Annotated in this window: 20 protein-coding genes; 11 read left to right on the forward strand and 9 right to left on the reverse strand. The window is 67.3% G+C overall.

The annotated features are described in order from the left end of the window. Positions 1-2: 2 nt before the first annotated feature. The 8 genes from BM297_RS08285 to BM297_RS08320 all read right to left on the reverse strand — a co-directional run bounded on the left by BM297_RS08285 (position 3) and on the right by BM297_RS08320 (position 9,048). A complete protein-coding gene (locus tag BM297_RS08285) occupies positions 3-620 on the reverse strand; it encodes a ubiquinone biosynthesis accessory factor UbiJ (protein ID WP_092430363.1) in 618 nt (205 codons plus the stop codon). An 11-nt stretch (positions 621-631) separates the two neighbouring features. Next, positions 632-1,402 (reverse strand): bifunctional demethylmenaquinone methyltransferase/2-methoxy-6-polyprenyl-1,4-benzoquinol methylase UbiE, encoded by a 771-nt coding sequence (gene ubiE, locus BM297_RS08290; protein ID WP_092430139.1) that lies wholly within the window; start codon positions 1,400-1,402, stop codon positions 632-634. Positions 1,403-1,607: 205 nt separating this feature from the next. Continuing rightward, positions 1,608-1,979, reverse strand: a complete 372-nt coding sequence (locus tag BM297_RS08295) for a gamma-butyrobetaine hydroxylase family protein (protein WP_092430141.1) — start codon at positions 1,977-1,979, stop codon at positions 1,608-1,610. 143 nt (positions 1,980-2,122) lie between these two features. Further along, on the reverse strand, positions 2,123-3,463 hold the full coding sequence (gene hslU, locus BM297_RS08300) for an HslU--HslV peptidase ATPase subunit (protein ID WP_092430143.1): 1,341 nt from the start codon (positions 3,461-3,463) through the stop codon (positions 2,123-2,125). Positions 3,464-3,524: 61 nt separating this feature from the next. After that, positions 3,525-4,061: an ATP-dependent protease subunit HslV gene (gene hslV, locus BM297_RS08305; RefSeq protein ID WP_092430145.1), complete on the reverse strand. Its 537-nt coding sequence runs from the start codon at positions 4,059-4,061 to the stop codon at positions 3,525-3,527. Positions 4,062-4,178: 117 nt separating this feature from the next. Then, the gene (locus tag BM297_RS08310; protein ID WP_092430147.1) at positions 4,179-4,955 is read right to left on the reverse strand and encodes an SPOR domain-containing protein; all 777 of its coding nucleotides are present in this window, start codon (positions 4,953-4,955) and stop codon (positions 4,179-4,181) included. Beyond that, a complete protein-coding gene (argS, locus tag BM297_RS08315; protein ID WP_092430149.1) occupies positions 4,956-6,695 on the reverse strand; it encodes an arginine--tRNA ligase in 1,740 nt (579 codons plus the stop codon). It abuts the gene before it with no gap. A gap of 133 nt (positions 6,696-6,828) precedes the next feature. Beyond that, a complete protein-coding gene (locus tag BM297_RS08320) occupies positions 6,829-9,048 on the reverse strand; it encodes a primosomal protein N' (protein WP_092430151.1) in 2,220 nt (739 codons plus the stop codon). A 208-nt stretch (positions 9,049-9,256) separates the two neighbouring features. Between BM297_RS08320 and rpmE the strand changes: the two genes are divergently transcribed. The 3 genes from rpmE to BM297_RS08335 all read left to right on the forward strand — a co-directional run bounded on the left by rpmE (position 9,257) and on the right by BM297_RS08335 (position 11,815). Next, the gene (gene rpmE, locus BM297_RS08325) at positions 9,257-9,472 is read left to right on the forward strand and encodes a 50S ribosomal protein L31 (RefSeq protein ID WP_090307047.1); all 216 of its coding nucleotides are present in this window, start codon (positions 9,257-9,259) and stop codon (positions 9,470-9,472) included. 16 nt (positions 9,473-9,488) lie between these two features. Then, positions 9,489-10,304 carry a thermonuclease family protein gene (locus tag BM297_RS08330; RefSeq protein WP_092430153.1) on the forward strand — a complete coding sequence of 272 codons (816 nt, stop codon included), beginning with the start codon at positions 9,489-9,491 and terminating at the stop codon, positions 10,302-10,304. Between the two features lie 242 nt (positions 10,305-10,546). Then, positions 10,547-11,815: a malic enzyme-like NAD(P)-binding protein gene (locus BM297_RS08335; RefSeq protein ID WP_092430155.1), complete on the forward strand. Its 1,269-nt coding sequence runs from the start codon at positions 10,547-10,549 to the stop codon at positions 11,813-11,815. Positions 11,816-11,891: 76 nt separating this feature from the next. On the opposite strand, the gene BM297_RS08340 is transcribed toward BM297_RS08335, so the two are convergent. Further along, on the reverse strand, positions 11,892-14,318 hold the full coding sequence (locus BM297_RS08340; RefSeq protein ID WP_092430157.1) for a penicillin-binding protein 1A: 2,427 nt from the start codon (positions 14,316-14,318) through the stop codon (positions 11,892-11,894). Between the two features lie 185 nt (positions 14,319-14,503). On the opposite strand from BM297_RS08340, the gene BM297_RS08345 reads away from it, so the two are divergent. From BM297_RS08345 to BM297_RS08380, 8 genes are all read left to right on the forward strand, one after another. Continuing rightward, positions 14,504-15,568, forward strand: coding sequence for a pilus assembly protein PilM (locus BM297_RS08345; protein ID WP_092430159.1), 1,065 nt, complete (start codon positions 14,504-14,506; stop codon positions 15,566-15,568). Continuing rightward, positions 15,568-16,194 carry a PilN domain-containing protein gene (locus BM297_RS08350; RefSeq protein ID WP_092430161.1) on the forward strand — a complete coding sequence of 209 codons (627 nt, stop codon included), beginning with the start codon at positions 15,568-15,570 and terminating at the stop codon, positions 16,192-16,194. The genes BM297_RS08345 and BM297_RS08350 overlap by 1 nt, the downstream gene beginning before the upstream one ends. Continuing rightward, positions 16,191-16,817, forward strand: coding sequence for a type 4a pilus biogenesis protein PilO (pilO, locus tag BM297_RS08355; RefSeq protein ID WP_092430163.1), 627 nt, complete (start codon positions 16,191-16,193; stop codon positions 16,815-16,817). The genes BM297_RS08350 and pilO overlap by 4 nt, the downstream gene beginning before the upstream one ends. Beyond that, on the forward strand, positions 16,814-17,341 hold the full coding sequence (pilP, locus tag BM297_RS08360; protein ID WP_092430165.1) for a type 4a pilus biogenesis lipoprotein PilP: 528 nt from the start codon (positions 16,814-16,816) through the stop codon (positions 17,339-17,341). Before pilO ends, pilP begins: the two co-directional genes overlap by 4 nt. Before the next feature lie 55 nt (positions 17,342-17,396). Further along, a complete protein-coding gene (gene pilQ / locus BM297_RS08365) occupies positions 17,397-19,514 on the forward strand; it encodes a type IV pilus secretin PilQ (protein WP_092430167.1) in 2,118 nt (705 codons plus the stop codon). Between the two features lie 3 nt (positions 19,515-19,517). Beyond that, the gene (aroK, locus tag BM297_RS08370) at positions 19,518-20,036 is read left to right on the forward strand and encodes a shikimate kinase AroK (RefSeq protein ID WP_092430168.1); all 519 of its coding nucleotides are present in this window, start codon (positions 19,518-19,520) and stop codon (positions 20,034-20,036) included. Between the two features lie 53 nt (positions 20,037-20,089). Then, positions 20,090-21,187 (forward strand): 3-dehydroquinate synthase, encoded by a 1,098-nt coding sequence (gene aroB, locus BM297_RS08375; protein WP_092430170.1) that lies wholly within the window; start codon positions 20,090-20,092, stop codon positions 21,185-21,187. A gap of 61 nt (positions 21,188-21,248) precedes the next feature. Further along, positions 21,249-22,856, forward strand: coding sequence for an AAA family ATPase (locus tag BM297_RS08380; RefSeq protein WP_092430172.1), 1,608 nt, complete (start codon positions 21,249-21,251; stop codon positions 22,854-22,856). Positions 22,857-22,969 lie beyond the last annotated feature (113 nt).

A 22,969-nucleotide genomic window follows, 5' to 3' on the forward strand; every position in this document is an offset into this window, starting at 1 on the left:
GGTCAGTCGGTTTCCGTGAGGCGGCGGGCAAGGCGCTCGCTGCGCGCCTCGAGACGGTCGAGGGCGAGCTTGAGGTGGTCCAGTTCGGCGAAGCGCGCTTCGGCCTCGCGGCGGCCGAGCAGTGGGCGCGCTTCCTCGGCCAGCCAGTCGGTCAGGTTCAGGCGCAGGTTGGCCAGGCTGCCGGCGCTCCACTGCCGGGCGTCACGCAGCGGGCGGGCCGCGGCGACGGCGCCGAGCGGGCCGAGCCAGTCGGCCAGCGCGCCTTCCCAGTCCAGTTCGAGATCCTGGAGGATCGCGGCGAGATCGAGCAGACAGGCGCTGTGGCCGTCCAGCTCGACGTCGGCGGCATGCAGCACGGCGGTCTTGTCGCGGCGGGTGGCCAGCTGCAGCAGGCGGCCCGCCGGCGCGCGCAGGGTGCAGTCGGCCGCCGCCTCCCAGTGGCCGGCCAGGCGCAGACCGTCGGCGCCGGGCAGCAGGTACAGGCGCAGGGCCGGCGCCGTGCAGTCGACGGCGATCACCCGGCCTTGCAGGGCGGCGAGGCGCGGGCCGGCGGTGGCGTCCAGCGCCAGCACGCGGTTGAGGCCGGCCTCGACGGCCGCCAGCGCGGCGCCCAGCAGCAGCGAAGGGACCATCAGGGCTTGATGCCGCGGTGCAGGGCGACGATGCCGCCGGTCATGTTGTGGTAGGTGACCAGGTCGAAGCCGGCGTCGACCATCATGGCCTTGAGGGTTTCCTGGTCGGGGTGCATGCGGATCGACTCGGCCAGGTAGCGGTAGCTGTCGGCGTCGTTGGTGATCAGCTTGCCGGCCAGCGGCATGAAGGCGAACGAGTAGGCGTCGTAGGCCTTGCCGAGCAGGGCGTTGGCCGGCTTGGAGAACTCCAGCACCAGCAGGCGGCCGCCGGGCTTGAGCACGCGCAGCATGGAGCGCAGGGCGTCTTCCTTGTGGGTGACGTTGCGCAGGCCGAAGGCGATGGTGACCACGTCGAAGTGGTTGTCGGGGAACGGCAGCTTCTCGGCGTCGGCCTGGACGAACTTGACGTTGCCGGCCACGCCGCAGTCGAGCAGCTTGTCGCGGCCGACCTGGAGCATCGAGGCGTTGATGTCGGCGAGCACCACCTCGCCGCTCGGGCCGACCAGACGGGAGAACTGGCGGGTCAGGTCGCCGGTGCCGCCGGCGATGTCGAGCACGCGGTTGCCCGGGCGCACGCCGGACAGCTCGATGGTGAAGCGCTTCCACAGGCGGTGCATGCCGGCGGACAGCACGTCGTTCATCAGGTCGTACTTGGCGGCCACCGAGTGGAACACCTCGGCGACTTTCTGCGCCTTCTGGCTTTCCGGCACGCTCTGGTAACCGAAGTGGGTGGCGGGTTCGGCGTTGTCGGGCTTGCGCGGATCGCTCATGTCGCAGTCACCTGAAAAAATGTGGTGGCCATTCTAATCCGCGCGTCGGGCTTTGTCTTGGCGAGAGCAGGCTCCGGCCCTTGTGGGAGGCCCGCCCTCGGGGCGAAGCTGTTTGGCGGTCGTGCGGCCCGCATCGCCGCGAGGTCGCGCCTCCTACAGGGCGGCTGGAGCCGCAGGCTTGTCCGCCCCAAAACGGCGCCGGGACTCAGAGCATCAGCCTGACCACCGACTCGGCGGGGTCGCGCGACTTGCCGGCGGCGGCCAACTGGGCGAGGTAGTCGGCCCACAGCTGTTCCTGGCGGGTGGCCAGCTCGTACAGGTAGTCCCAGGTGAACAGGCCGCTGTCGTGGCCGTCGTCGAACACCAGCTTGAGGGCGTACTGCCCGGCCGGCTCGGCGCCCTTGAAGCCGACGTTGAGCTTGCCGTACTGCAGTACGGGGTTGCCGTGGCCCTGCACCTCCGCGGAGGGCGAGTGCACGCGCAGGAACTCGGCGCTCAGGCTGTAGTGGGCGTCGCCGTAGTGCAGTTCGAGGGTCTTCGACGCCTTGTGCAGCTGGATGGCGGTGGGGATGTGCATCGTTGGCTCCTGCGGGTGGCAGCCCGTAGGGTGGACAACTCGCGCAGCGGTTGTCCACCCCTCAGGCCGCGGTGCGTGGGGGCGGTAGAAAACCGTTGTGCGGGTTTTCTGCCCAGGGTCGGAGCCGCCCCTACGGTTTGGCGTTACAGGATGTAGCGCGACAGGTCTTCGTCCTGGGCCAGTTCGGCGAGGTGGCTGTTGACGTAGGCGGCATCGATCACGATCGGCCGACCGCTGTGGTCGGCGGCCAGGTCGGCGGCGCTGAACGACACTTCCTCGAGCAGGCGCTCGAGCAGGGTGTGCAGGCGGCGGGCACCGATGTTCTCGGTCTTCTCGTTGACCTGCCAGGCGATCTCGGCGAGGCGCTGGATGCCGTCGGCGGCGAAGGCGATCTCGAGGCCCTCGGTCTTCAGCAGCGCGCAGTACTGCTCGGTCAGCGAGGCGTGCGGTTCGCTGAGGATGCGCTCGAAGTCCTGCGGGGTCAGCGCCTTGAGTTCGACGCGGATTGGCAGGCGGCCCTGCAGTTCGGGCACCAGGTCGCTCGGCTTGCTCAGGTGGAAGGCGCCGGAGGCGATGAACAGGATGTGGTCGGTCTTGACCATGCCCAGCTTGGTGTTGACCGTGCAGCCCTCGATCAGCGGCAGCAGGTCGCGCTGTACGCCCTCGCGGGACACGTCGGCGCCGCCGACGTTGCCGCGTTTGGCGATCTTGTCGATCTCGTCGATGAACACGATGCCGTGCTGCTCGACCGCTTCCAGGGCGCGGGCCTTGAGCTCCTCCTCGTTGACCAGGCGCGCGGCTTCCTCGTCGCGGACCATCTTCAGCGCGTCGGCGACCTTGAGCTTGCGGCTCTTCTTCTTGCCCTTGCTCAGGCCGGAGAACAGGTTCTGCAGCTGGCTGGTCATCTCCTCCATGCCCGGCGGGGTCATGATCTCGACGCCGGCCGGCGTTTCGGCCACCTCGATGTCGATTTCCTTGTCGTCCAGCTGGCCTTCGCGCAGGCGCTTGCGGAACAGCTGGCGGGTGCTGGAGTCCTCGCGCGGGGCCGGCTCGTCGCCGAAGCCGCTGCGCGCCGGCGGCAGCAGGGCGTCGAGGATGCGCTCCTCGGCGGCGTCCTCGGCGCGGTAGCGCATCTTGTGCACTTCCTGCTCGCGGAGCATCTTCAGCGCGGCGTCGGCCAGATCGCGGATGATCGACTCGACGTCACGGCCGACGTAGCCGACTTCGGTGAACTTGGTCGCCTCGACCTTGATGAACGGCGCGTTGGCCAGCTTGGCCAGGCGCCGGGCGATCTCGGTCTTGCCGACGCCGGTCGGGCCGATCATCAGGATGTTCTTCGGGGTCACCTCGACACGCAGCTCGGCGGGCAGCTGCATGCGCCGCCAGCGGTTGCGCAGGGCGATGGCGACGGCGCGCTTGGCGTCGTCCTGGCCGATGATGTGGCGGTTGAGTTCGTGGACGATCTCGCGGGGCGTCATGGACATGGAATGGCTCCGGGCAGGACAGGGATGGGCGTCAGGCGGGCTGCAGCGGCACTGGGCGGCTTCAGGCGTCCTGGGCGCAGTCCTGCTCCTCGATGGTCAGGTTCTGGTTGGTGAATACGCAGATGGAGCCGGCGATGTTCAGCGCGGTCTCGGTGATCTCGCGGGCCGACAGTTCGGTCTTCTGCAGCAGGGCCATGGCCGCGGCCTGGGCGAAGCCGCCGCCCGAACCCATGGCGATCAGGCCGTGCTCGGGCTCCACCACGTCGCCGTTGCCGGTGATGATCAGGGAGGCGTCCTTGTTGGCCACCGCCAGCATGGCCTCCAGACGGCTCAGCGAGCGGTCGGTGCGCCAGTCCTTGGCCAGTTCGACGGCGGCGCGCACCAGGTGGCCCTGATGCTTCTCCAGTTGGCCCTCGAAGCGCTCGAACAGGGTGAAGGCGTCGGCGGTGGCGCCGGCGAAGCCGGCCAGCACCTGGCCGTGGTACAGGCGCCGCACCTTCTTGGCGTTGCCTTTCATCACGGTGTTGCCGAGGGAAACCTGGCCGTCGCCGCCCATGACGACTTTGCCGTTGCGGCGGACTGAAACGATGGTGGTCAAGGGAGCGCTCTCCTGCAGCTGGACGCGGGCGTCCGGGATGCCGGGAGATATGGGGCGCGGTGGCGGGCTTTTCAACCGCCCGCCCGACCATGGTCGATGGCGGGCGCTCGAAGGGTCTCAGCGCCGCTGCTGGACCACGCTGCTGACGCCGTTGCTGCCGAGCTGCTTCTGCGCGCCGTCGGCCTGCTGGCGGCTGGCGAAGGGGCCGACCACCACGCGGTGCCAGGTCTTGTCGCCGACCTTGCCCGACTCGATGCGCGCATCCTGGCCGAGCAGGATCAGCCGGGCGCGGGTGCTTTCCGCCTGGTCACGGCTGGCGAAGGAGCCGGCCTGCAGGATGAAGCGGCTGGGTGCCGCGGCCGGCTTTGCGGCGGGCGCCGCTGCCGACCCCTTGGGCGCAGGAGCCGGTGCCGCCGCCGGTGCTGGCGTGGGCTTGGGCGCGCTCGGCGCGGCGGTCAGCGCCGTGGTGGCCGGGGCCTGGGTGGCTGCCGGCGCCGTCGCGGCCGGTGCGACGACCAGGCGCGGCGGCGGGGTGCGTCCTTCGAGCAGGGCCTGGGCGCGGGCGGCTTCCACCGCCTGCACCTGTTCTGGCGTCGGCTGGTTGCCCGGCAGCGGCGGCGGGCTGGCCTTGGTCAGCTCCTCGTAGAACTCGTACTTGGGCTTGGGCGGCGTGGCGGGTTGCGCCGGCTTGGCCGTGGCGATGCTTTCCGGCTTGCCCGCAGGCGCACGCTTGACCTCGTCGCTGCCCGGCTTGAGCTGCGACAGGAACACCAGGAAGCCGCCGATCACCAGGCCGCTGGCCAGCCAGATCCAGCCCGGCACCGGCTGCCGGGCCGGGGCGGAGCGGGTACGGCTGGCGCCGCGCGGTTTGGGCTTCTGCTTGCGGGCGGCCATTTACATGCGCTCGAGGGTGGTCAGGCCGAGCAGCTCGAGGCCCTGCTGGAGGGTGCGCCCGGTCAGCGCGGCCAGGCGCAGGCGGCTCTGCTGCACGGTCTCATCCTCGGCGGACAGGATCGGGCAGTTCTCGTAGAAGCTGGAGAACAGCCCCGCCAGCTCGTACAGGTAGCTGCACAGGATGTGCGGCACGCCCTTGTCGGCGACGCTGTTGAGCACCTCGGCGAACTGCGCCAGCTTGGCGGCGAGGGCCAGTTCCTGCTCGGCCTGCAGGTCGATCTTGCCGCCGATCTCGCTCACGCCCTTGCCCAGCTTGCGGAACACGCTGGCCACGCGGGTGTAGGCGTACAGCAGGTAGGGCGCGGTGTTGCCCTCGAAGCTGAGCATCTGCTCGAAGTTGAAGCTGTAGTCGCTGGTGCGGTGCTTGGACAGGTCGGCGTACTTTACCGCGCCGATGCCGACCGCGCGGGCGATCTGGCGCAGTTCGGCTTCGTCCAGCTCGGGGTTCTTGCCCTTGACCAGCGCGTAGGCGCGCTGTTCGGCCTCGTCGAGCAGGTCGATCAGCTTGACGGTGCCGCCGTCGCGGGTCTTGAACGGGCGGCCGTCGGCGCCGTTCATGGTGCCGAAGCCCATGTGCTCGAGGTCCATGCCTTCATGCACGAAGCCGGCGCGGCGCGCCACCTCGAAGACCATCTGGAAGTGCAGGGCCTGGCGCTGGTCGACGAAGTACAGGGCGCGGTCGGCCTTCAGCACCTGGCTGCGGTAGCGCATGGCGGCCAGGTCGGTGGTGGCGTACAGGTAGCCGCCGCCGGCCTTCTGCACGATCACCGGCAGCGGATTGCCCTCGGCGTTCTTGAACTCGTCCATGAACACGCACTGCGCGCCTTCGCTCTCGCTGAGCAGGCCCTTGGCCTGCAGCTCGCTGACGATGGCCGGCAGATCGCTGTTGTAGGCGCTCTCGCCGCGCACGTCGGCCGGGCTCAGCTTGACGCCGAGGCGGTCGTAGACGGCCTGGCAGTGGCTCAGCGACACCTCGTTGAAGCGCTGCCACAGGCGCAGGCAGTCGGCGTCGCCGGCCTGCAGCTTGACCACCAGAGCGCGGGCGCGGTCGGCGAACTCGGCGGAGTCGTCGAAACGCTTCTTCGCCACGCGGTAGAACTGCTCGAGGTCGGCCAGCTCGCTCTCGGCGGCGGCCGGATTCTCTTCCAGGTAGGCCAGCAGCATGCCGAACTGGGTGCCCCAGTCGCCGACGTGGTTCTGGCGGATCACCGTATCGCCGAGGAACTCCAGCACGCGGGCCACGGCGTCGCCGATGATGGTCGAGCGCAGGTGGCCGACGTGCATTTCCTTGGCCAGGTTGGGCGAGGACAGGTCGACCACCACGCGCTGGGCGGCGCCGCTCTTGCGCACGCCGAGCTGCGCGTCGGCCAGCGCGGCTTCCAGGCGCTCGGCCAGGGCGTCGCTGTTCTGGAAGAAGTTGAGAAAGCCCGGTCCGGCGATTTCCACCTTGCTGACCGCGGCGTCGGCGGGCAGTGCGGCGATCAGCTTCTCGGCCAGCTCGCGCGGCTTCAGGCCGGCCGGCTTGGCCAGCATCATGGCGATGTTGCTGGCGAAGTCGCCGTGGGTCTTGTCCCGGGTGTTTTCCACCTGGATCGCCGGGGTCAGCCCCTCCGGCAGCACGCCTTGTTCGGTCAGGCGGGTCAGGGCTTGCTGGATCAGGTGGCGGATGCTGTCTTTCATCGGGATGCTCTTCAGGCCGGGTGCGCGGGCGCCGGGGCGCTGCTCGAAAACTGCACATTATCCGCAGGGCGCCGGGGCTTGCCAACCGCTGTGGCGTGTCGGCTTCACAGCCTGTGCAGGGGACGCCCGGCGCTCAGAACAGGTCGATCGGGTCGACGTCCAGCGACCAGCGCACCTGGCGGTTGCCCGGCAGGCTTTCCAGTTGCACCAGCCAGGGGCTGAGCAGGCGATGCAGGGCGGCGCGACTGGACGCCTGCAGCAGCAGCTGGGCGCGGTGGCGACCGGCGCGGCGCTCCATCGGCGCCGGCACCGGGCCGAGCACCTGCACCTCGGGATGTTCGGACTGCTCCAGCAGCCGCTCGGCCAGCGTGGCGGCGCCGTCGAGGAAGGCTTCGGCCTGCTCGCCTTGGTGGGCGTCGGCACGCAGCAGGGCGAGGTGGGCGAACGGCGGCAGGCCGGCGGCGCGGCGCTCGCTGAGCGCCTGGGCGGCGAAGGCGAAGTAGCCCTGCTCGGTGAGCTGGACCAGCAGCGGGTGGTCGGCCAGATGGGTCTGGATGATCACCCGTCCCGGCGCCTCGGCGCGCCCGGCGCGGCCGGCGACCTGGACGATCAGCTGGGCCATGCGCTCGCTGGCGCGAAAGTCGGCGCTGAACAGCCCGCCGTCGGCGTCGAGGATCGCCACCAGGGTGACCCGCGGAAAATGGTGGCCCTTGGCGAGCATCTGGGTGCCGAGCAGGATGCACGGCGCGCCGCTCTGCACGGTGGCGAACAGCTGCTCCAGGCTGCCCTTGCGCGCGGTGCTGTCGCGGTCCATGCGCAGGATCGGGTAGTCGGGGAACAGGATGCGCAGGCGCTCCTCGCTGCGCTCGGTGCCGACGCCGACCGGGCGCAGGTCGACGTGCTGGCACTGTGGGCAGGCGGCCGGCGGGCGCTGGCGGTGGTCGCAGTGGTGGCAGCGCAGCTCGCCGCTGCGCTGGTGCAGGGTCAGACGTGCGTCGCAGCGCGGGCACAGCGCCATCCAGCCGCAGTCGTGACACAGCAGGGTGGGGGCGAAGCCGCGGCGGTTGAGGAATACCAGCACCTGCTGGCCGGCGGCCAGGGTTTCGCCGATCAGCCGCTGCAGCGGCGGCGAGAAGCCGCTGTCCAGTGGCCGGCTGCGCACGTCGAGGCGCTCGAAGCGCGGCTGGCGGGCGCCGCCGGCGCGCTGCTCGAGGCGCAGCAGGGCGTAGCGGCCCTGCTCGGCGTTGTGCAGGCTCTCCAGCGACGGCGTGGCCGAGCCGAGCAGCAGCGGCACGCGCTCCAGGCGCGCGCGCATCACCGCCAGGTCGCGAGCGTGGTAGCGCAGACCTTCTTGCTGCTTGTAGGAGGCGTCGTGCTCCTCGTCGACGATGATCAGCCCCGGCGACTGGAGCGGGGTGAACAGCGCCGAGCGGGTGCCGATGACGATCTGCGCGTGGCCCTCGCGGGCGGCCTGCCAGGCCTCCAGACGCTCGCGGTCGGTGAGCCCCGAGTGCAGCAGGGCGATGCGTGCGTTGAAGCGGCGGGCGAAGCGTTCGAGGGTCTGCGGGCCGAGGTTGATCTCCGGGATCAGCACCAGCGCCTGCTTGCCGGCCTCGAGGGTCTCGCGGATCAGCTGCAGGTAGACCTCGGTCTTGCCGCTGCCGGTGACCCCGGCCAGCAGGCAGGGGTGGAAGCGGCCGAACCCGGCGCGCACCGCCTCGAAGGCGCCGCGCTGCTCGTCGTTGAGGGTCAGCTCCGGCTGCAGCAGCCAGGCGCCATGGTGCTCGGGAAGGCTTGGACGGCGGCGGATGACCTCGACCAGGCCCTTGTCATGGAGCAGCTTGAGGCTGTCGCGCGACAGCTGGAACTGCTCGAGCAGGTTCTGGTTGATGCCGTGCGGATGCTGGGCGAGGGTGGCCAGCGCCTGACGCTGGCGCGGGGCGCGGGCCACGCGCGGGTCGTCGAGGCGCGCGCCGGCGGCGGCCTGCCAGATGCGCTCCTCGCTGCGCTCGGCCGATTCGCCCTGGCGCAGCAGGTTGGGCAACGCCCAGCTGAAGGTGTCGCCGAGGCTGTGCTGGTAGTAGCTGGCCGTCCACAGGCAGAGTTCGAACAGCGCCGCCGGCAGCAGCGGGCGGCGATCGAGCAGGGCGCTGGCTGCGCGCAGACGCTCCTCGGGGACCTCGCTGTGGGCCACCCGCTCGACCAGCACGCCGACCAGCTCGCGGCGCCCGAAGGGCACGCGCAGGCGCACGCCGGGCTGCAGCAGGGCGGGGTCGCAGTCGGTCGGGGCACGGTAATCGAACAGGCGGCGCAGCGGCGAGGGCAGGGCAAGGCGCAGGATGGGTTGGCTCACGCAGGGGCTCCGCAGGCGAAGGCCGGCGATCTTAGCACGGGGCGGGCCGGTCGGCGGGGCGGGCTGCCCGGCGGATCTTGCATCGCTTGGGGGGTCTGTTATCATGCCGCCCTATTTTTCCGGGTGGCCAGACCGCCCCGGTGAAACTACCTCGTGCGGTACCTGGCATGGTGCCTGGTGGCGGCACATCATCCCTGAGGATCCAAAGATGAAACCGGAAATCCATCCCGCGTATGACGAAGTCGTGGCTACCTGCAGCTGCGGCAACGTGGTCAAGACCCGTTCCACCCTGTGCAAGAACCTGAGCCTCGACGTGTGCTCCGAGTGCCACCCGTTCTACACCGGCAAGCAGAAGGTTCTCGACGCTGGCGGCCGTATCGATCGCTTCAAGCAGCGTTTCGCTGGCTTCGGCGCGACCAAGTAAGCAAGGCGTATCCGGGATGCACCTGCTGTCTCCCGGTACAGCAAGAAAGGCGTCCCTGTGGGGCGCCTTTTTTGTTTGTGCCGTCGTTGCACTCACGCCGCTGCGGGCGCTGGCCGACGCCTGCCGGGCGCCCGGCCCGCTGCGCGAAGCGCAGGTTGCCAAGGTGGTGGATGGCGACACCCTGCGCCTGCGCGATGGGCGCAGCGTGCGCCTGATCGGGGTCAATGCGCCGGAAAAGGCCCGCGCCGGGCGGCCGGCCGAGCCCTTGGCCGAGGCGGCGAGCCGTCACTTGCAGCGGCTGGTCGAGTCCAGCGGCGGACAGGTCCGGCTGGTGGTCGGCGAGCAGGACCGCGATCACTACGGGCGCAGCCTGGCGCATGCCTTCGGTCGTGACGGGCGCAGCTGGGAGGCGCAGCAGCTGGCGGCGGGGCTGGGCTTTGCCGTGGCGATTGCGCCGAATACCGCGCTGGTCGACTGTCTGCAGGCGGCCGAGCGTCAGGCGCGGCAGACGGGCAAGGGCGTCTGGCGTCGGAATCCGCTGCTCGAGGTCGGCGAGCTGCGCCGCGCGGGGTTCGCCGTGCTGCGCGGGCGGGTCACTGCGCTTGAGCGCAACCGCGGCGGGGTCTGGCTGCAGCTGGACGGACCGCTGGTGCTGCGCATCGAGCCACAGTGGCTGGCACAGTTCGACGAAGGGGCTCTGCGCCGCCTCGAGGGGCGCGAAGTCGAGGTGCGCGGCTGGGTGGTCGACCGCAGTCGGCGTGGCGCGCTCCGGTCTGGCCAGGCGCGCTGGCTGCTGACCCTGAGTCATCCGTCGATGCTCGAGGTGCGCTGAGCGGATTGCTCGGGCCTGTCGTCGTGAGCGGCTGGTGGTCGCCACACGGGGCGGGCTTTTTCGCGCTGCCGGCGGAGTGCGGCGCTGACTCTGTCGCTCTGCGGGGTGCCCAAAGGTCTAGTCAATCTGTGCTTGACAAGCCTGTTCGAGGCTCTGGCGCAACGCTCTTGTGAGCGGCTGGCCTCATGCCGTATGCTCGGGTTCCCTGTCTTTATCTATAAATAATAAGCGGAAGCACCAACATGTCTGATCTGAAAACTGCCGCGCTCGAGTACCACGCCCAGCCCCGTCCCGGCAAACTGAGCGTTGAGCTGACCAAGCCCACTGCTACCGCGCGCGACCTGTCCCTGGCCTACAGCCCTGGCGTTGCCGAGCCGGTTCGCGAGATCGCCCGCGATCCCGAGCTGGCCTTCAAGTACACCGGCAAGGGCAACCTGGTGGCAGTCATCTCCGACGGCACTGCGATCCTCGGTCTGGGTGACCTGGGGCCGCTGGCGTCCAAGCCGGTGATGGAAGGCAAGGGGGTGCTGTTCAAGCGTTTCGCCGGCGTCGACGTGTTCGATATCGAGGTGGATTCGGAAAGCCCGCAGGCCTTCATCGACACCGTCAAGCGCATCTCGATCACCTTCGGCGGCATCAACCTGGAAGACATCAAGGCGCCCGAGTGCTTCGAGATCGAGCGCGCGCTGATCGAGCAATGCGACATCCCGGTATTCCACGACGACCAGCATGGCACCGCCATCGTCACCGCGGCCGGCATGCTCAACGCCCTGGAAATCGTCGGCAAGAAGCTGGAGGAGGCGAAGATCGTCTGCCTCGGCGCCGGCGCTGCAGCGACCGCGTGCATGAAGCTGCTGGTCAGCCTCGGCGCGAAGATCGAGAACATTTACATGATCGACCGCAAGGGCGTGATCCACGCCGGTCGCGACGATCTGAACCAGTACAAGTCGGTGTTCGCCCACGAGACCGACAAGCGCACCCTATCCGACGCGATGGAGGGTGCCGACGTGTTCGTCGGCCTGTCCGGCGCCAACCTGCTGCCGGCCGAAGACCTGGCGCGCATGGCGGCCAACCCGATCGTGTTCGCCTGCTCCAACCCCGATCCGGAGATCGCGCCGGAACTGGCGCATGCCACGCGCGCCGACGTGATCATGGCTACCGGGCGTTCCGACTACCCGAACCAGGTCAACAACGTCCTCGGCTTCCCGTTCATCTTCCGCGGTGCCCTGGACGTGCGCGCCACCCGCATCAACGAGGAGATGAAGATCGCTGCGGTCAACGCCATCCGCGAGCTGGCCAAGCTGCCGGCACCCAACGAAGTCTGCGCGGCCTATGGCGTCGAGTGCCTGGAGTTTGGTCGCGACTACATCATTCCCAAGCCGATGGATCAGCGCCTGATCCAGCTGGTGCCGGATGCGGTGGCCAAGGCCGCGATCGAGAGCGGGGTGGCGCGTCTCGGCTACCCGAAGCACTATCCGCTGACCTCGGTGGATGACGTGTTCAACGGCTGATTGGCTGCTTGAACGAAAAAACCCCGCTGCGGCGGGGTTTTTTGTGGGCGTGTGGCGGCCGTTCGAATCGGCTGACTCAGAACAGGTCGATCGGCACCGGGGCTGGCTCGCTGCCGAAGTTGTCCTGGAAGCTGCTGCTGACTTCCTGGGCGGGCTGCGGCGGGGCGTCCTTGTTGAACAGCTCGAAGAAGGCGCCGCTGGCGCTGGCCGTCGCGGCGCGCCCGGTGACGGGGTCGATGCGCAGGCGCAGCAGGCCGTCCGGCTCCGGCGGCAGGTGCGTCGGCCGATCCTTGAGCGCCACGCCCATGTAGTCGATCCAGATCGGCAGGGCGACGGTGCCGCCGTATTCGTGGCGGCCGAGGCTCTGCGGCTGGTCGAAGCCGCTCCAGGCGGTGGTGACGAAGTCGCCGTTGTAGCCGGCGAACCAGGAATCCTTCTGCTCGTTGGTGGTGCCGGTCTTGCCGGCCAGATCGCTGCGCCCCAGGCTCAGGGCGCGGCGGCCGGTGCCGCGGCTGATCACGTCCTGGAGCATGTTGGTCATGATGTAGGCGGTGCGCGGATCGAGCACCCGCTCGGCGGCCGCGGGCGCTTCGACTGCCGGGGCGGCGGCGCCGCTGCTCGCGTCGGCGCTGGCGGGCGGGATGGCTGCCGTCGCCTGCGCTGGCGCCGGGCGGTCCGGTACGCGCGGCGGATTGGCCAGGAACAGCGGCTCGCCGTCGCGATCGTCGATGCGGGTGATCAGGTAGGGCTGTACGCGATAGCCGCCGTTGGCGAACACCGCATAGCCGGTGGTGACTTCCAGCGGGGTCAGGTTGGCGGTGCCGAGGGCCAGCGAGAAGTTGCGCGGCAGTTCCTCCGGCGGCAGGCCGAAGCGCTTGCTGTAGTCGAGGGCGTAGCCGATGCCGATTTCCTGCAGCAGACGGATCGACACCAGGTTGCGCGACTTGAACAGGGCCTCGCGCATGCGGATCGGGCCGAGGAAGGTGTTGTTGTCGTTCTTCGGGCGCCAGACTTCGCCGGTGTAGGGGTCGACGAATTCGATGGGCGCGTCGTTGATTAGGCTGGCCGCGGTGAAGCCCTTGTCGAGGGCGGCGCTGTAGACAAACGGCTTGAAGCTCGAGCCGGGCTGGCGCTTGGCCTGGGTGGCGCGGTTGTAGTTGCTCTGCTCGAAGGAGAAGCCGCCGATCAGGGCGCGGATCGCGCCGTCGGCTGGATCCAGCGAGACCAGGGCGCCCTGCGCCTGGGGCAGCTGGACGAAGCGCAGGCTGCCGTCGTCCTGGCGCTGCACGCGGATCAGGTCGCCCTGCTGCACCACGTCGGCCGGCTTGCCGGGCTGGCGGCCGAGGCTGTTGGTGTTGATGTGCGGTCGCGCCCATTTCATGGTCTGCCAGTCGACGCGCTCCTCGCTGCCGGCGCGGGTCAGGACCTGGATGCCGTCGCCGTCGATGCGGGTGACGATCGCCGGCTCCAGGCCGCCGAGGGTGCGCTGTTCGGCGAGCTTGGCCTGCCAGCCGGCCAGGTCGAGCCCGGCCAGACGTTGCTCGGCGCCGCGGTAGCCGTGGCGCTGGTCATAGGCAAGCAGCCCCTCGCGCAGGGCCCGATTGGCGGCGGTCTGCAGGTCGCTGCTTACGCTGGTGTGGACGCGGTAGCCTTCGGTGTAGGCATCGCCGCCGAAGCGGCCGACGATTTCGGCGCGAGCCATTTCCGCCACATACGGGGCTTCCAGTTCCGGCGGGCTGGCGGCCTGCTGGCGCACTTCGACCGCCTCGGCGAGGGCGCTCTGGTAGCGCTGCTGGTCGATCTTGCCCAGCTCGTACATGCGCGCGAGAATCCAGTCGCGACGGATCTTGGCGCGTTCGGGGTTGACCACCGGGTTGTAGCGCGAAGGGGCCTTGGGCAGGCCGGCGATCATCGCCAGCTGGGCCAGCGACAGTTCGCCGATCGACTTGCCGTAGTAGGTCTGCGCGGCGGCCTCGATGCCGTAGGCGCGGTTGCCGAGATAGATCTTGTTGACGTAGAGCTCGAGGATCGCGTTCTTGTCGAGGGCGCGCTCGATCTGCAGGGCTAGCAGTATCTCGTTGATTTTCCTGGAAAAACTCCGCTCGTTGGAGAGGAAGAAATTCTTCGCCACCTGCATGGTGATGGTGCTGCCGCCGGTCTGGATCTGCCCGCTCTTCAATAATTGCGCGGCAGCACGCATCAGGCTCTTCACGTCGACCCCATAATGGCGCGCGAAGTTGTCGTCCTCGGCGGCCAGCAGGGCATCGACGAAGTCCGGGGGGATGTCGGCGAAGCGGATGGGGCTGCGGCGCATTTCACCGAACTCGGCGATCAGCTTGTCATCGGCACTGTAGACCCGCAGCGGGACCTGCATGCGCACGTTGCGCAGGGTTTCGACCGAGGGCAGGCTCGGGCTGAGATAGAGGTAGGTGCCACTGAAACCAAGCAGTACGGCACCGAGCAGGGCGACACAGGTCCACGACAAAAACTTCAGCAGGCGCATCGGGAATCTTGCTTGTCCAGGGAAAGGAATGAGTTAAGCGGGTGGCGCAGGGAAAAGGCAAAAACTGTTCACATTATAAGTGTTTTCTCCCTGAAGTAGCCATTTACCCTGCTGTCAAGTAGGGGTGTTTAATGCTGAAATACATGAACCGTCCGTAACCATCGGATGCTGATAGGAAATTGGCCGTGCTAGGGCTCTTCAACAAGACCGCGAATACGCTTTTGGGGATCGACATCAGTTCGACTTCAGTCAAGCTGCTGGAGCTGAGCCGCTCGGGTGGGCGCTACAGGGTTGAGGCCTATGCGGTCGAACCCTTGCCGCCGAATGCGGTCGTCGAGAAGAACATCGCCGAGATCGAGGGCGTGGGCCAGGCACTGACGCGGGTGCTGGCCAAGGCGCGCTCCGGGGGCAAGAACGTGGCCGTGGCGGTGGCCGGCTCGGCGGTGATCACCAAGACCATCGAGATGGATGCCGGGCTGTCCGAGGACGAGCTGGAGAACCAGCTGAAAATCGAGGCGGACCAGTACATACCCTATCCGCTGGAAGAGGTGGCCATCGACTTCGAGGTCCAGGGTCTCTCGCCGCGCAATCCCGAGCGCGCCGAGGTGCTGCTGGCCGCCTGTCGCAAGGAAAACGTCGAAGTGCGTGAAGCCGCGCTGGCGCTGGCCGGGCTGACCGCCAAGGTGGTCGACGTCGAGGCCTATGCGCTGGAGCGCGCCTTTGCCCTGATCGAGTCGCGCCTGGCCGGCGAGCATGGCGAGCTGACCGTGGCCGTCGTGGATGTCGGTGCGACCATGACCACTCTCAGCGTGCTGCACAACGGCAAGACCATCTATACCCGCGAGCAGCTGTTCGGTGGCAAGCAGCTGACCGAGGAAATCCAGCGCCGCTACGGGCTGTCCTTCGAGGATGCCGGCCTGGCGAAAAAACAGGGTGGTCTCCCGGATGACTACGACAGCGAAGTGCTGTTGCCGTTCAAGCAGGCGGTGGTGCAGCAGGTGTCGCGCTCGCTGCAGTTCTTCTTTGCAGCCGGTCAGTTCAGCGAAGTCGATTGCATCCTGCTGGCCGGCGGTACGGCCTCGCTGGCAGGGCTCGATCGGCTGATCGAGCAGAAGATCGGCACCCCCTGCGTGGTGGCCAATCCCTTCGCCGACATGGCGCTGGCCAGCAAGGTGAATGCCGCGGCGCTGGCCAGTGATGCGCCGGCGCTGATGATCGCCTGCGGGCTGGCGATGAGGAGTTTCGACTGATGGCCAGAATCAACCTACTTCCCTGGCGCGAACAGCGTCGCGAGGAGCGCAAGCAGCGCTTCCTGGTGGCGCTGGGTGCGGTGTTGGTCGGGGCCGCCGCCCTGGTATTCGCCGGCGACCAGTACCTGAATGCCGCCATCGAGCAGCAGAATGCGCGCAATGATTTCGTGCGCAAGGAAATTGCCGTGCTGGATGCGCGGATCAAGGAGATCAGCGAGCTGAAGCAGCGCCGCCAGCAACTGCTCGAGCGGATGAAGATCATCCAGGATCTGCAGGGCAATCGACCGATCATTGGTCGGATGTTCGACCAGCTGGTGCGCACCCTGCCCGATGGTGTGCATTTCACCGAGCTGAAGATGACCGGCAAGAACATCGCCATCAAGGGCGCGGCCGAATCCAACAACCGGGTGTCCACGCTGATGCGCAACCTCGATGCCTCCGAATGGCTGGCGGCGCCGAACCTGACCGAGGTCAAGGCGGTGACCGCCGGCACGGTGGATCAGGCCAACGTATTCCAGCTGAGTGTCCAGCAAACCCAGCCGGGTGAGGCGGAAGCATTGGCGGTCGCGGAGCCTGCTTCGACGGCGCAGGGCAAACAAACCAACACACAAGGAGCCAAGAAATGAGTCTGGCTCAATCGATGGAAAGTCTGCGCAAGGTCAATCTCAGCGAGTTGGACGCCAACAACCTCGGCTCCTGGCCTGGCCCGGTCAAGGTGATCGCCGCCGTCCTGCTGCTGTTCGCGGTGCTGGCGCTGGGTTACAACTTCCACCTCAAGGACTTGCAGGCGCAGCTGGAGCAGCAGCGCAGCCAGGAGGAGACGCTCAAGCAGCAGTTCGCCAGCAAGGCTGCCCAGGCGGCCAACCTGGAGGCCTATCGCCAGCAGATGATCGAGATGGAACAGTCCTTCGGTGCCCTGCTGCGCCAGCTGCCGAGCGACACCGAGGTGCCCGGCCTGCTCGAGGATATCACCCGTACCGGTCTGGGCAGCGGCCTGGAGTTCGAGGAGATCAAGCTGCTGCCGGAAGTCACCCAGCAGTTCTACATCGAGCTGCCGATCCAGATCCGCGTGGTCGGCACCTATCATGACCTGGCGACCTTCGTCAGCGGCGCCGCCAGTCTGCCGCGGATCGTCACCCTGCACGATTTCGAGATCAAGCCGAAGGGTGGCGACGCGGGCGACGCGAAGCTGAGCATGGGCATCCTGGCCAAGACTTACCGCTACAACGACAAGGGGCTGCAAAAATGAACGGCTCCCGCCTGATTATCGGCAGCCTACTGCTGCTCAGCCTGACTGCCTGCGACTCCTCGGGTGATTTCGCCGACCTGCAGGCCTACATGAATGAGGTGCGTGCCCGGCCCAAGACGCCGATCGAGCCGCTGCCCAAGTTCCAGCCCTACGAGGCGTTCACCTACAGCGCGGCGGCGATGCGCAGCCCGTTCCAGCCGCCGGTACGCATCGACCTGCAGAAGCGCCAGAAAGGCTCTGCGGAAATCAAGCCGGACGAGTCGCGGCCCCGGCAGTTTCTCGAGGGCTTCAATATCGAGGTATTCCAGATGGTCGGCCTGCTGGCCAACGGCAATGGGCGTTTCGCCCTGGTCAACGGTGCCGGCGGGGTGCATCGGATCAAGGTCGGCGATTACCTGGGCCGCAACCACGGGCGCATCGTGGGCATCAACGATGATCGGGTCGAGGTCATCGAAATTGTTCCAGACGGCGAGGGGGGCTGGCTCGAGCGGCCGCGCACCCTGACCCTCAAAGAACGTTCCTGAGGGCGGGGGTCCATGCATGAATAATCCAACTCGGTCTGCACAACGGATTCAGACAATGAACAGTTCCATTTCGCGCTTCAGCCTGTCGTTGCTGGCTGTACTGCTTTCGCCGGCGGCACTGGCTGCCAATCTGCAGGGGCTGGATGTGGCGGCCCTGCCTGGGGATCGTGTCGAGCTGAAGCTGGCCTTCGACGAGCCGGTAACCGCCCCGCGCGGCTACACCATCGACCAGCCGGCGCGCATTGCCCTGGATCTGCCGGGGGTGACCAACAAGCTGGGCTCGCGCAATCGCGACCTGGGAGTTGGCAACGCGCGCAGCCTCACGGTGGTTGAGGCCAAGGACCGCACCCGGCTGATCATCAACCTGAATAGCCTGCAGCCCTACACTACCCGTGCCGAGGGCAACAACCTGTTCGTCGTGGTCGGTGGTTCGCAGGCTGCCGCCAGCAGCGTTGCGGCTGTGGCCCAGCCGGTGAGTCAGGCGCCGAAGCCGTTTGTTCCGGCCGGCAAGGCGATCCGTAATATCGACTTCCAGCGCGGTAGTCAGGGCGAAGGCAATGTGGTCATCGACCTCTCCGAGGCCGGCATCAGTCCGGATATCCAGGAGAGCGGCGGCAAGATCCGCTTGGAGTTTCCGCGTACCCAGTTGCCCGAGCAGTTGCGCGCGCGTCTGGACGTGAAGGACTTCGCCACCCCCGTGCAGTTCGTCAATGCCTCGGTCAGCGGCGACAAGGCCAGCATCGTCATCGAGCCGAGCGGCAACTACGACTACCTCGCCTACCAGACCGACAATCGCCTGACCATCAGCGTCAAGCCGCTGACCCAGGAGGACGTCGAGAAGCGCAAGGTCGAGCGTTTCGCCTATACCGGCGAGAAGTTGTCGCTGAACTTCCAGGATATCGACGTGCGCTCGGTGCTGCAGCTGATCGCCGACTTCACCGATCTAAACCTGGTGGCCAGTGATACCGTGCAGGGCAACATCACCCTGCGCCTGCAGAACGTGCCTTGGGACCAGGCGCTGGATCTGGTGCTGAAGACCAAGGGGCTGGACAAGCGTAAGATCGGTAACGTCCTACTGGTCGCGCCGGCCGACGAGATCGCCGCGCGCGAGCGTCAGGAGCTCGAAGCGCAGAAGCAGATCGACGAGCTGGCGCCGCTGCGTCGCGAGGTGGTGCAGCTGAACTATGCCAAGGCGTCGGACATCGCCGGCCTGTTCAAGGAGTTTTCCGAAGGCGCCGAGCAGAAGGACATGCGCGGTTCGATCATCTATGACGATCGCACCAACAGCCTGATCGCCTACCTGACCGAGGATCGCCTGAACGAGCTGCGTCGCATCGTCACCCAACTGGACATTCCGGTGCGCCAGGTGATGATCGAGGCGCGCATCGTCGAGGCTACGGTCGGCTATGACAAGAGTCTCGGGGTGCGCTGGGGTGGGACTGGGGTTTCCAATAACGGCAAGTGGGCGGCCTATGGCAAGGACGGCAATATTGGTATCGAGGATGACGACGACTTCGCTTGCGGACCTTTCCAAGGGAAATGTACCTTCCCGGTAAACGAGAATGACTCGCCAGTTCCCTTTGTCGACCTGGGGGCGCTGGCCAGTACCTCGGGCTTCGGAGTCGGCTATGTCACCGATAACCTGATCCTCGACCTGCAGCTGTCGGCGATGGAGTCGACCGGCAACGGTGAGGTGGTTTCGCAGCCCAAGGTGGTCACTTCCGACAAGGAAACCGCGAAGATCCTCACCGGCGCGGAGGTGCCCTACCAGGAGGCCAGCTCCAGTGGTGCGACCAGTACCTCGTTCAAGGAAGCGGCGTTGTCGTTGGAGGTCACTCCGCAGATCACTCCGGATAACCGGGTGATCATGGAAGTCAAGATCAACAAGGACGCTCCAGATTACACCAACGCATCCAGAAGCAACGGGGTGCCGGCGATTGCCAAGAACGAGGTCAACGCCAAGGTGCTGGCTGCCGACGGCGAGACCATCGTCATCGGCGGGGTGTTCTCCAACACCCAGAGCAAAGGGGTAGAGAAGGTACCGTTTCTCGGCGACCTGCCATTCCTGGGTCGCCTTTTTCGCCGCGACACAGTCAGCGACCACAAATCCGAGCTGCTGATCTTCCTCACCCCGCGTATCATGGACACCCAGGCAATTTCCGTGAGTCGTTGATACGTGCGCAATCTGATCCTCGTGGGCCCGATGGGAGCTGGCAAGAGCACCATCGGGCGTCTTCTGGCCAAGGAGCTGCATCTGCCCTTCAAAGACTCCGACAAGGAAATCGAGGTGCGCACCGGTGCGGACATCCCGTGGATCTTCGATGTCGAAGGCGAGCAGGGATTCCGCGAGCGGGAGCAGGCGGTGATCGCCGACCTGTGCCAGGAGGACGGTCTGGTGCTGGCCACCGGTGGTGGAGCGATCCTGCGTCAGGCCAACCGCGAGGCGCTGCGCGCCGGGGGGCGGGTGGTCTACCTGCACACCTCGGTGGATCAGCAACTTGAGCGTACCGCACGCGATCGCAACCGGCCGCTGCTGCGTACCGCCAATCCCGGTCAGGTGCTGAGCGATCTGATGGCGATCCGCGATCCGCTGTACCGCGAAATCGCCGATGTGATCATCGAAACCGATCAGCGCCCGCCGCGCATGGTGGTACAGGAAGTGCTGAGCCGCCTGGAACAGTTGCCGCCCCGTTAAAAGGGGCGCGAACTGCGCTATCCTAGGGCCCTTTTCCACCAGCGGGGGGCCACATGCGGACTCTTCACGTCGATCTCGGCGAGCGCAGCTATCCCATCTTCATCGGCGCCGGTCTGCTAGACCGCCGCGACTGCTTCTCTCCCCATATTGCCGGTCGCCAGGTGGCGATCGTCACCAACCAGACTGTGGCACCGTTGTATCTGCAGCGGCTGCTGGCAACGCTGGAAGGCTATGCCGTCACGCCGATCATCCTGCCCGATGGCGAGGCGTTCAAGAATTGGGAAACCCTGCAGCTGATCTTCGACGCTCTGCTCGAGGCCCGGCATGACCGGCGCACCACCCTGATCGCCCTCGGTGGTGGGGTGATCGGTGACATGGCCGGTTTCGCCGCGGCCTGCTACCAGCGCGGGGTGGACTTCATCCAGGTGCCAACCACGCTGTTGTCGCAGGTGGACTCCTCGGTGGGCGGCAAGACCGGGATCAACCATCCGCTGGGCAAGAACATGATCGGCGCCTTCTACCAGCCGCAGGCGGTGGTGATCGATACCGCGACCCTGGCCACCCTGCCGGCGCGCGAACTGTCGGCCGGCCTGGCCGAAGTGATCAAGTACGGGCTGATCTGCGACGAGTCCTTCCTGAGTTGGCTGGAGCAGCACGTCGATGCCCTGCGCGCGCTGGATGGCGAGGCGATCAGCGAGGCGGTCGAGCGTTCCTGTGCGGCCAAGGCGCGGGTGGTGAATGCCGACGAGCGCGAATCCGGGGTGCGCGCCACCCTCAACCTCGGCCATACCTTCGGTCACGCCATCGAGACCGAAATGGGCTACGGCGTCTGGTTGCACGGCGAGGCGGTGGCGGTCGGCACCGTGATGGCGCTGGAAATGTCGCGGCGCCTCGGCTGGATCGACGCGCAGGCGCGCGATCGTGGCATCCGTCTGCTGCTGCGCGCCGGCCTGCCGGTGGTGCCGCCGCAGGAGATGGGTGTGGAGGAATTTCTCCGTCACATGGCGGTCGACAAGAAGGTGCTCGATGGCCAGTTGCGTCTGGTGCTGCTGCGCCAGCTGGGCGAGGCGGTGGTGACAGCGGACTATCCGCGCGAAGTTCTCGAAGCAACGCTGCGTACGGACTATGCGGCACTGGTCCGTCAAGCCTGAAGTGAGTTGATTGCCCCGGCGCCAGTGCCGGGGCTTCCTGTGCAAATGGAATGAGGCATTCATGACCAGCCTGCAGGCCGATGAGGCATTTGTTGAGCATTACCAGTTGACGCACGACCCGTTCACCCCGCGGGTGCCGGGCTTCAAGTTTTTCCCCGCGCAGCGCAAGCCGGTGCTGGCCCAGTTGCATCAGCTGGCGCGCTACAGTGCGCTGATGCAGGTGGTGAGCGGGCCGTTGGGCAGCGGCAAGACCCTGCTGCGTCAGGCGCTGGTGGCCAGCAGCAACAAGCAGAGCGTGGTCAGCGTGCCGCTGTCGGCGCGTCAGGCCGGCAACAGTGCGATGCTGTTGCGCGGTTTCAGCCAAGGGCTGGGCGGCAGCAGCCAGGATGTGGATGGTCTGCTCGGTCAGGTGGCCCGCCTGAATCAGGCCGGCCAGGAAGTCTATCTGCTGGTGGATGACGCCGAGAAACTGCAGGACGAAGCGCTGGAAACCCTGGCTGCGCTGGCGGCAGGGGATAGCGATGGTCGTGCCCATGTCTTCCTATTTGCCGAGCCAGAGCTGCTGGCGCGTCTGGATGCGTTGGGCAAGGCCGATCGCTGTCATGTGCAGGAGTTGCAGCCTTACACGCTCGACGAAACACGCGCCTACCTCGCCCAGCGCCTCGAAGGCGCCGGGCAGGATCTGACATTGTTCGATGCCCGCCAGCTGGAAGAAATTCAGGTCGAGTCGGGTGGCTGGCCGGGGGCGATCAATCGGGTGGCGCGCGAGGTGCTGAACGAGGCGATGCTCGCCGAAGACCAGCCGGAGCTCTCGACCGGAACCGGCATCAACCTGCCGAAGAAACACCTGCTGGCGCTGGGGGTGGTGGCTGTCGGGGTGGTGCTGGCGCTGGTGATGAACGGCAAGGAGTCCGGGGTGGCGCCGGCAGTCACCGACAGTCCGGCGCCCGGGCAGCAGGGCTCTGTGGTGCAGGGCGAGGCCGCTGCCGCCTCGCCGTCACCGACCGTCAATGGCCCGGCCATCGAGTTCGAAGGCGACAAGCCGCTGCCGCTGCCGTTGGTCGGCCAGGGGCAGCCGGTGCCGCGCGAACCGCTGGCGCGCGCCGCCGGCGGGGCCGGCGTCGAGGAGCTGGATGCCTCCAATGCCGCCATGCCGATAGCGGTGGATACCGCGGTGCCGCCGGTTGGTACGGAGCAGGCAGTGGCGCAGACGCCGCCGAGCGCGGCGCCGGTCACTGCGCCCACGCCGGCGCCTGCCCCTGCTGTGGAGGTCAAGCCGGCGCCTGCAGCACCGCTGGCGGTGGCGCCGAGCGCCAGGCCGGCACCCACTCCTGCGGCTGTGCCGGCTCCCAGCGCGCCGACGGCGGGCAGTGCCGGCAGCGGCAGCTGGTACCTGTCGCAACCCGTCGGTCAGTACACCCTGCAACTGTTCGGCACCAGTTCGGAGGGGGCAGCCCAGACGGCAGTGCGCGAGGGTGGTGGCGACTATCGCTACTTCCGCAAGCTGCACCAGGGCAAGCCGCTGTACGTGGTCACCTATGGCGCCTTCTCCACGCCGGCGGCGGCCAAGTCGGCGGTGACCGGCTTGCCGGCGCGCCTGCAGGCCGGCAAACCGTGGCCACGCACCTTTGCCAGCATCCAGCAGGAAATCCGCCAGGCCGGCCGCTAGCCTGTTCCTACGGCGGTGAAAAAACCGGTGACCCGCCTAGGCGGGTCACCGGTTTTCTTTTATAAATGCGACATGAAATTTTCGCTTTGGCGTCATTTGTTCTTTTTCGGACA

The sequence above is a fragment of the Geopseudomonas sagittaria genome, assembly GCF_900115715.1.
Lineage (GTDB): Bacteria > Pseudomonadota > Gammaproteobacteria > Pseudomonadales > Pseudomonadaceae > Geopseudomonas > Geopseudomonas sagittaria.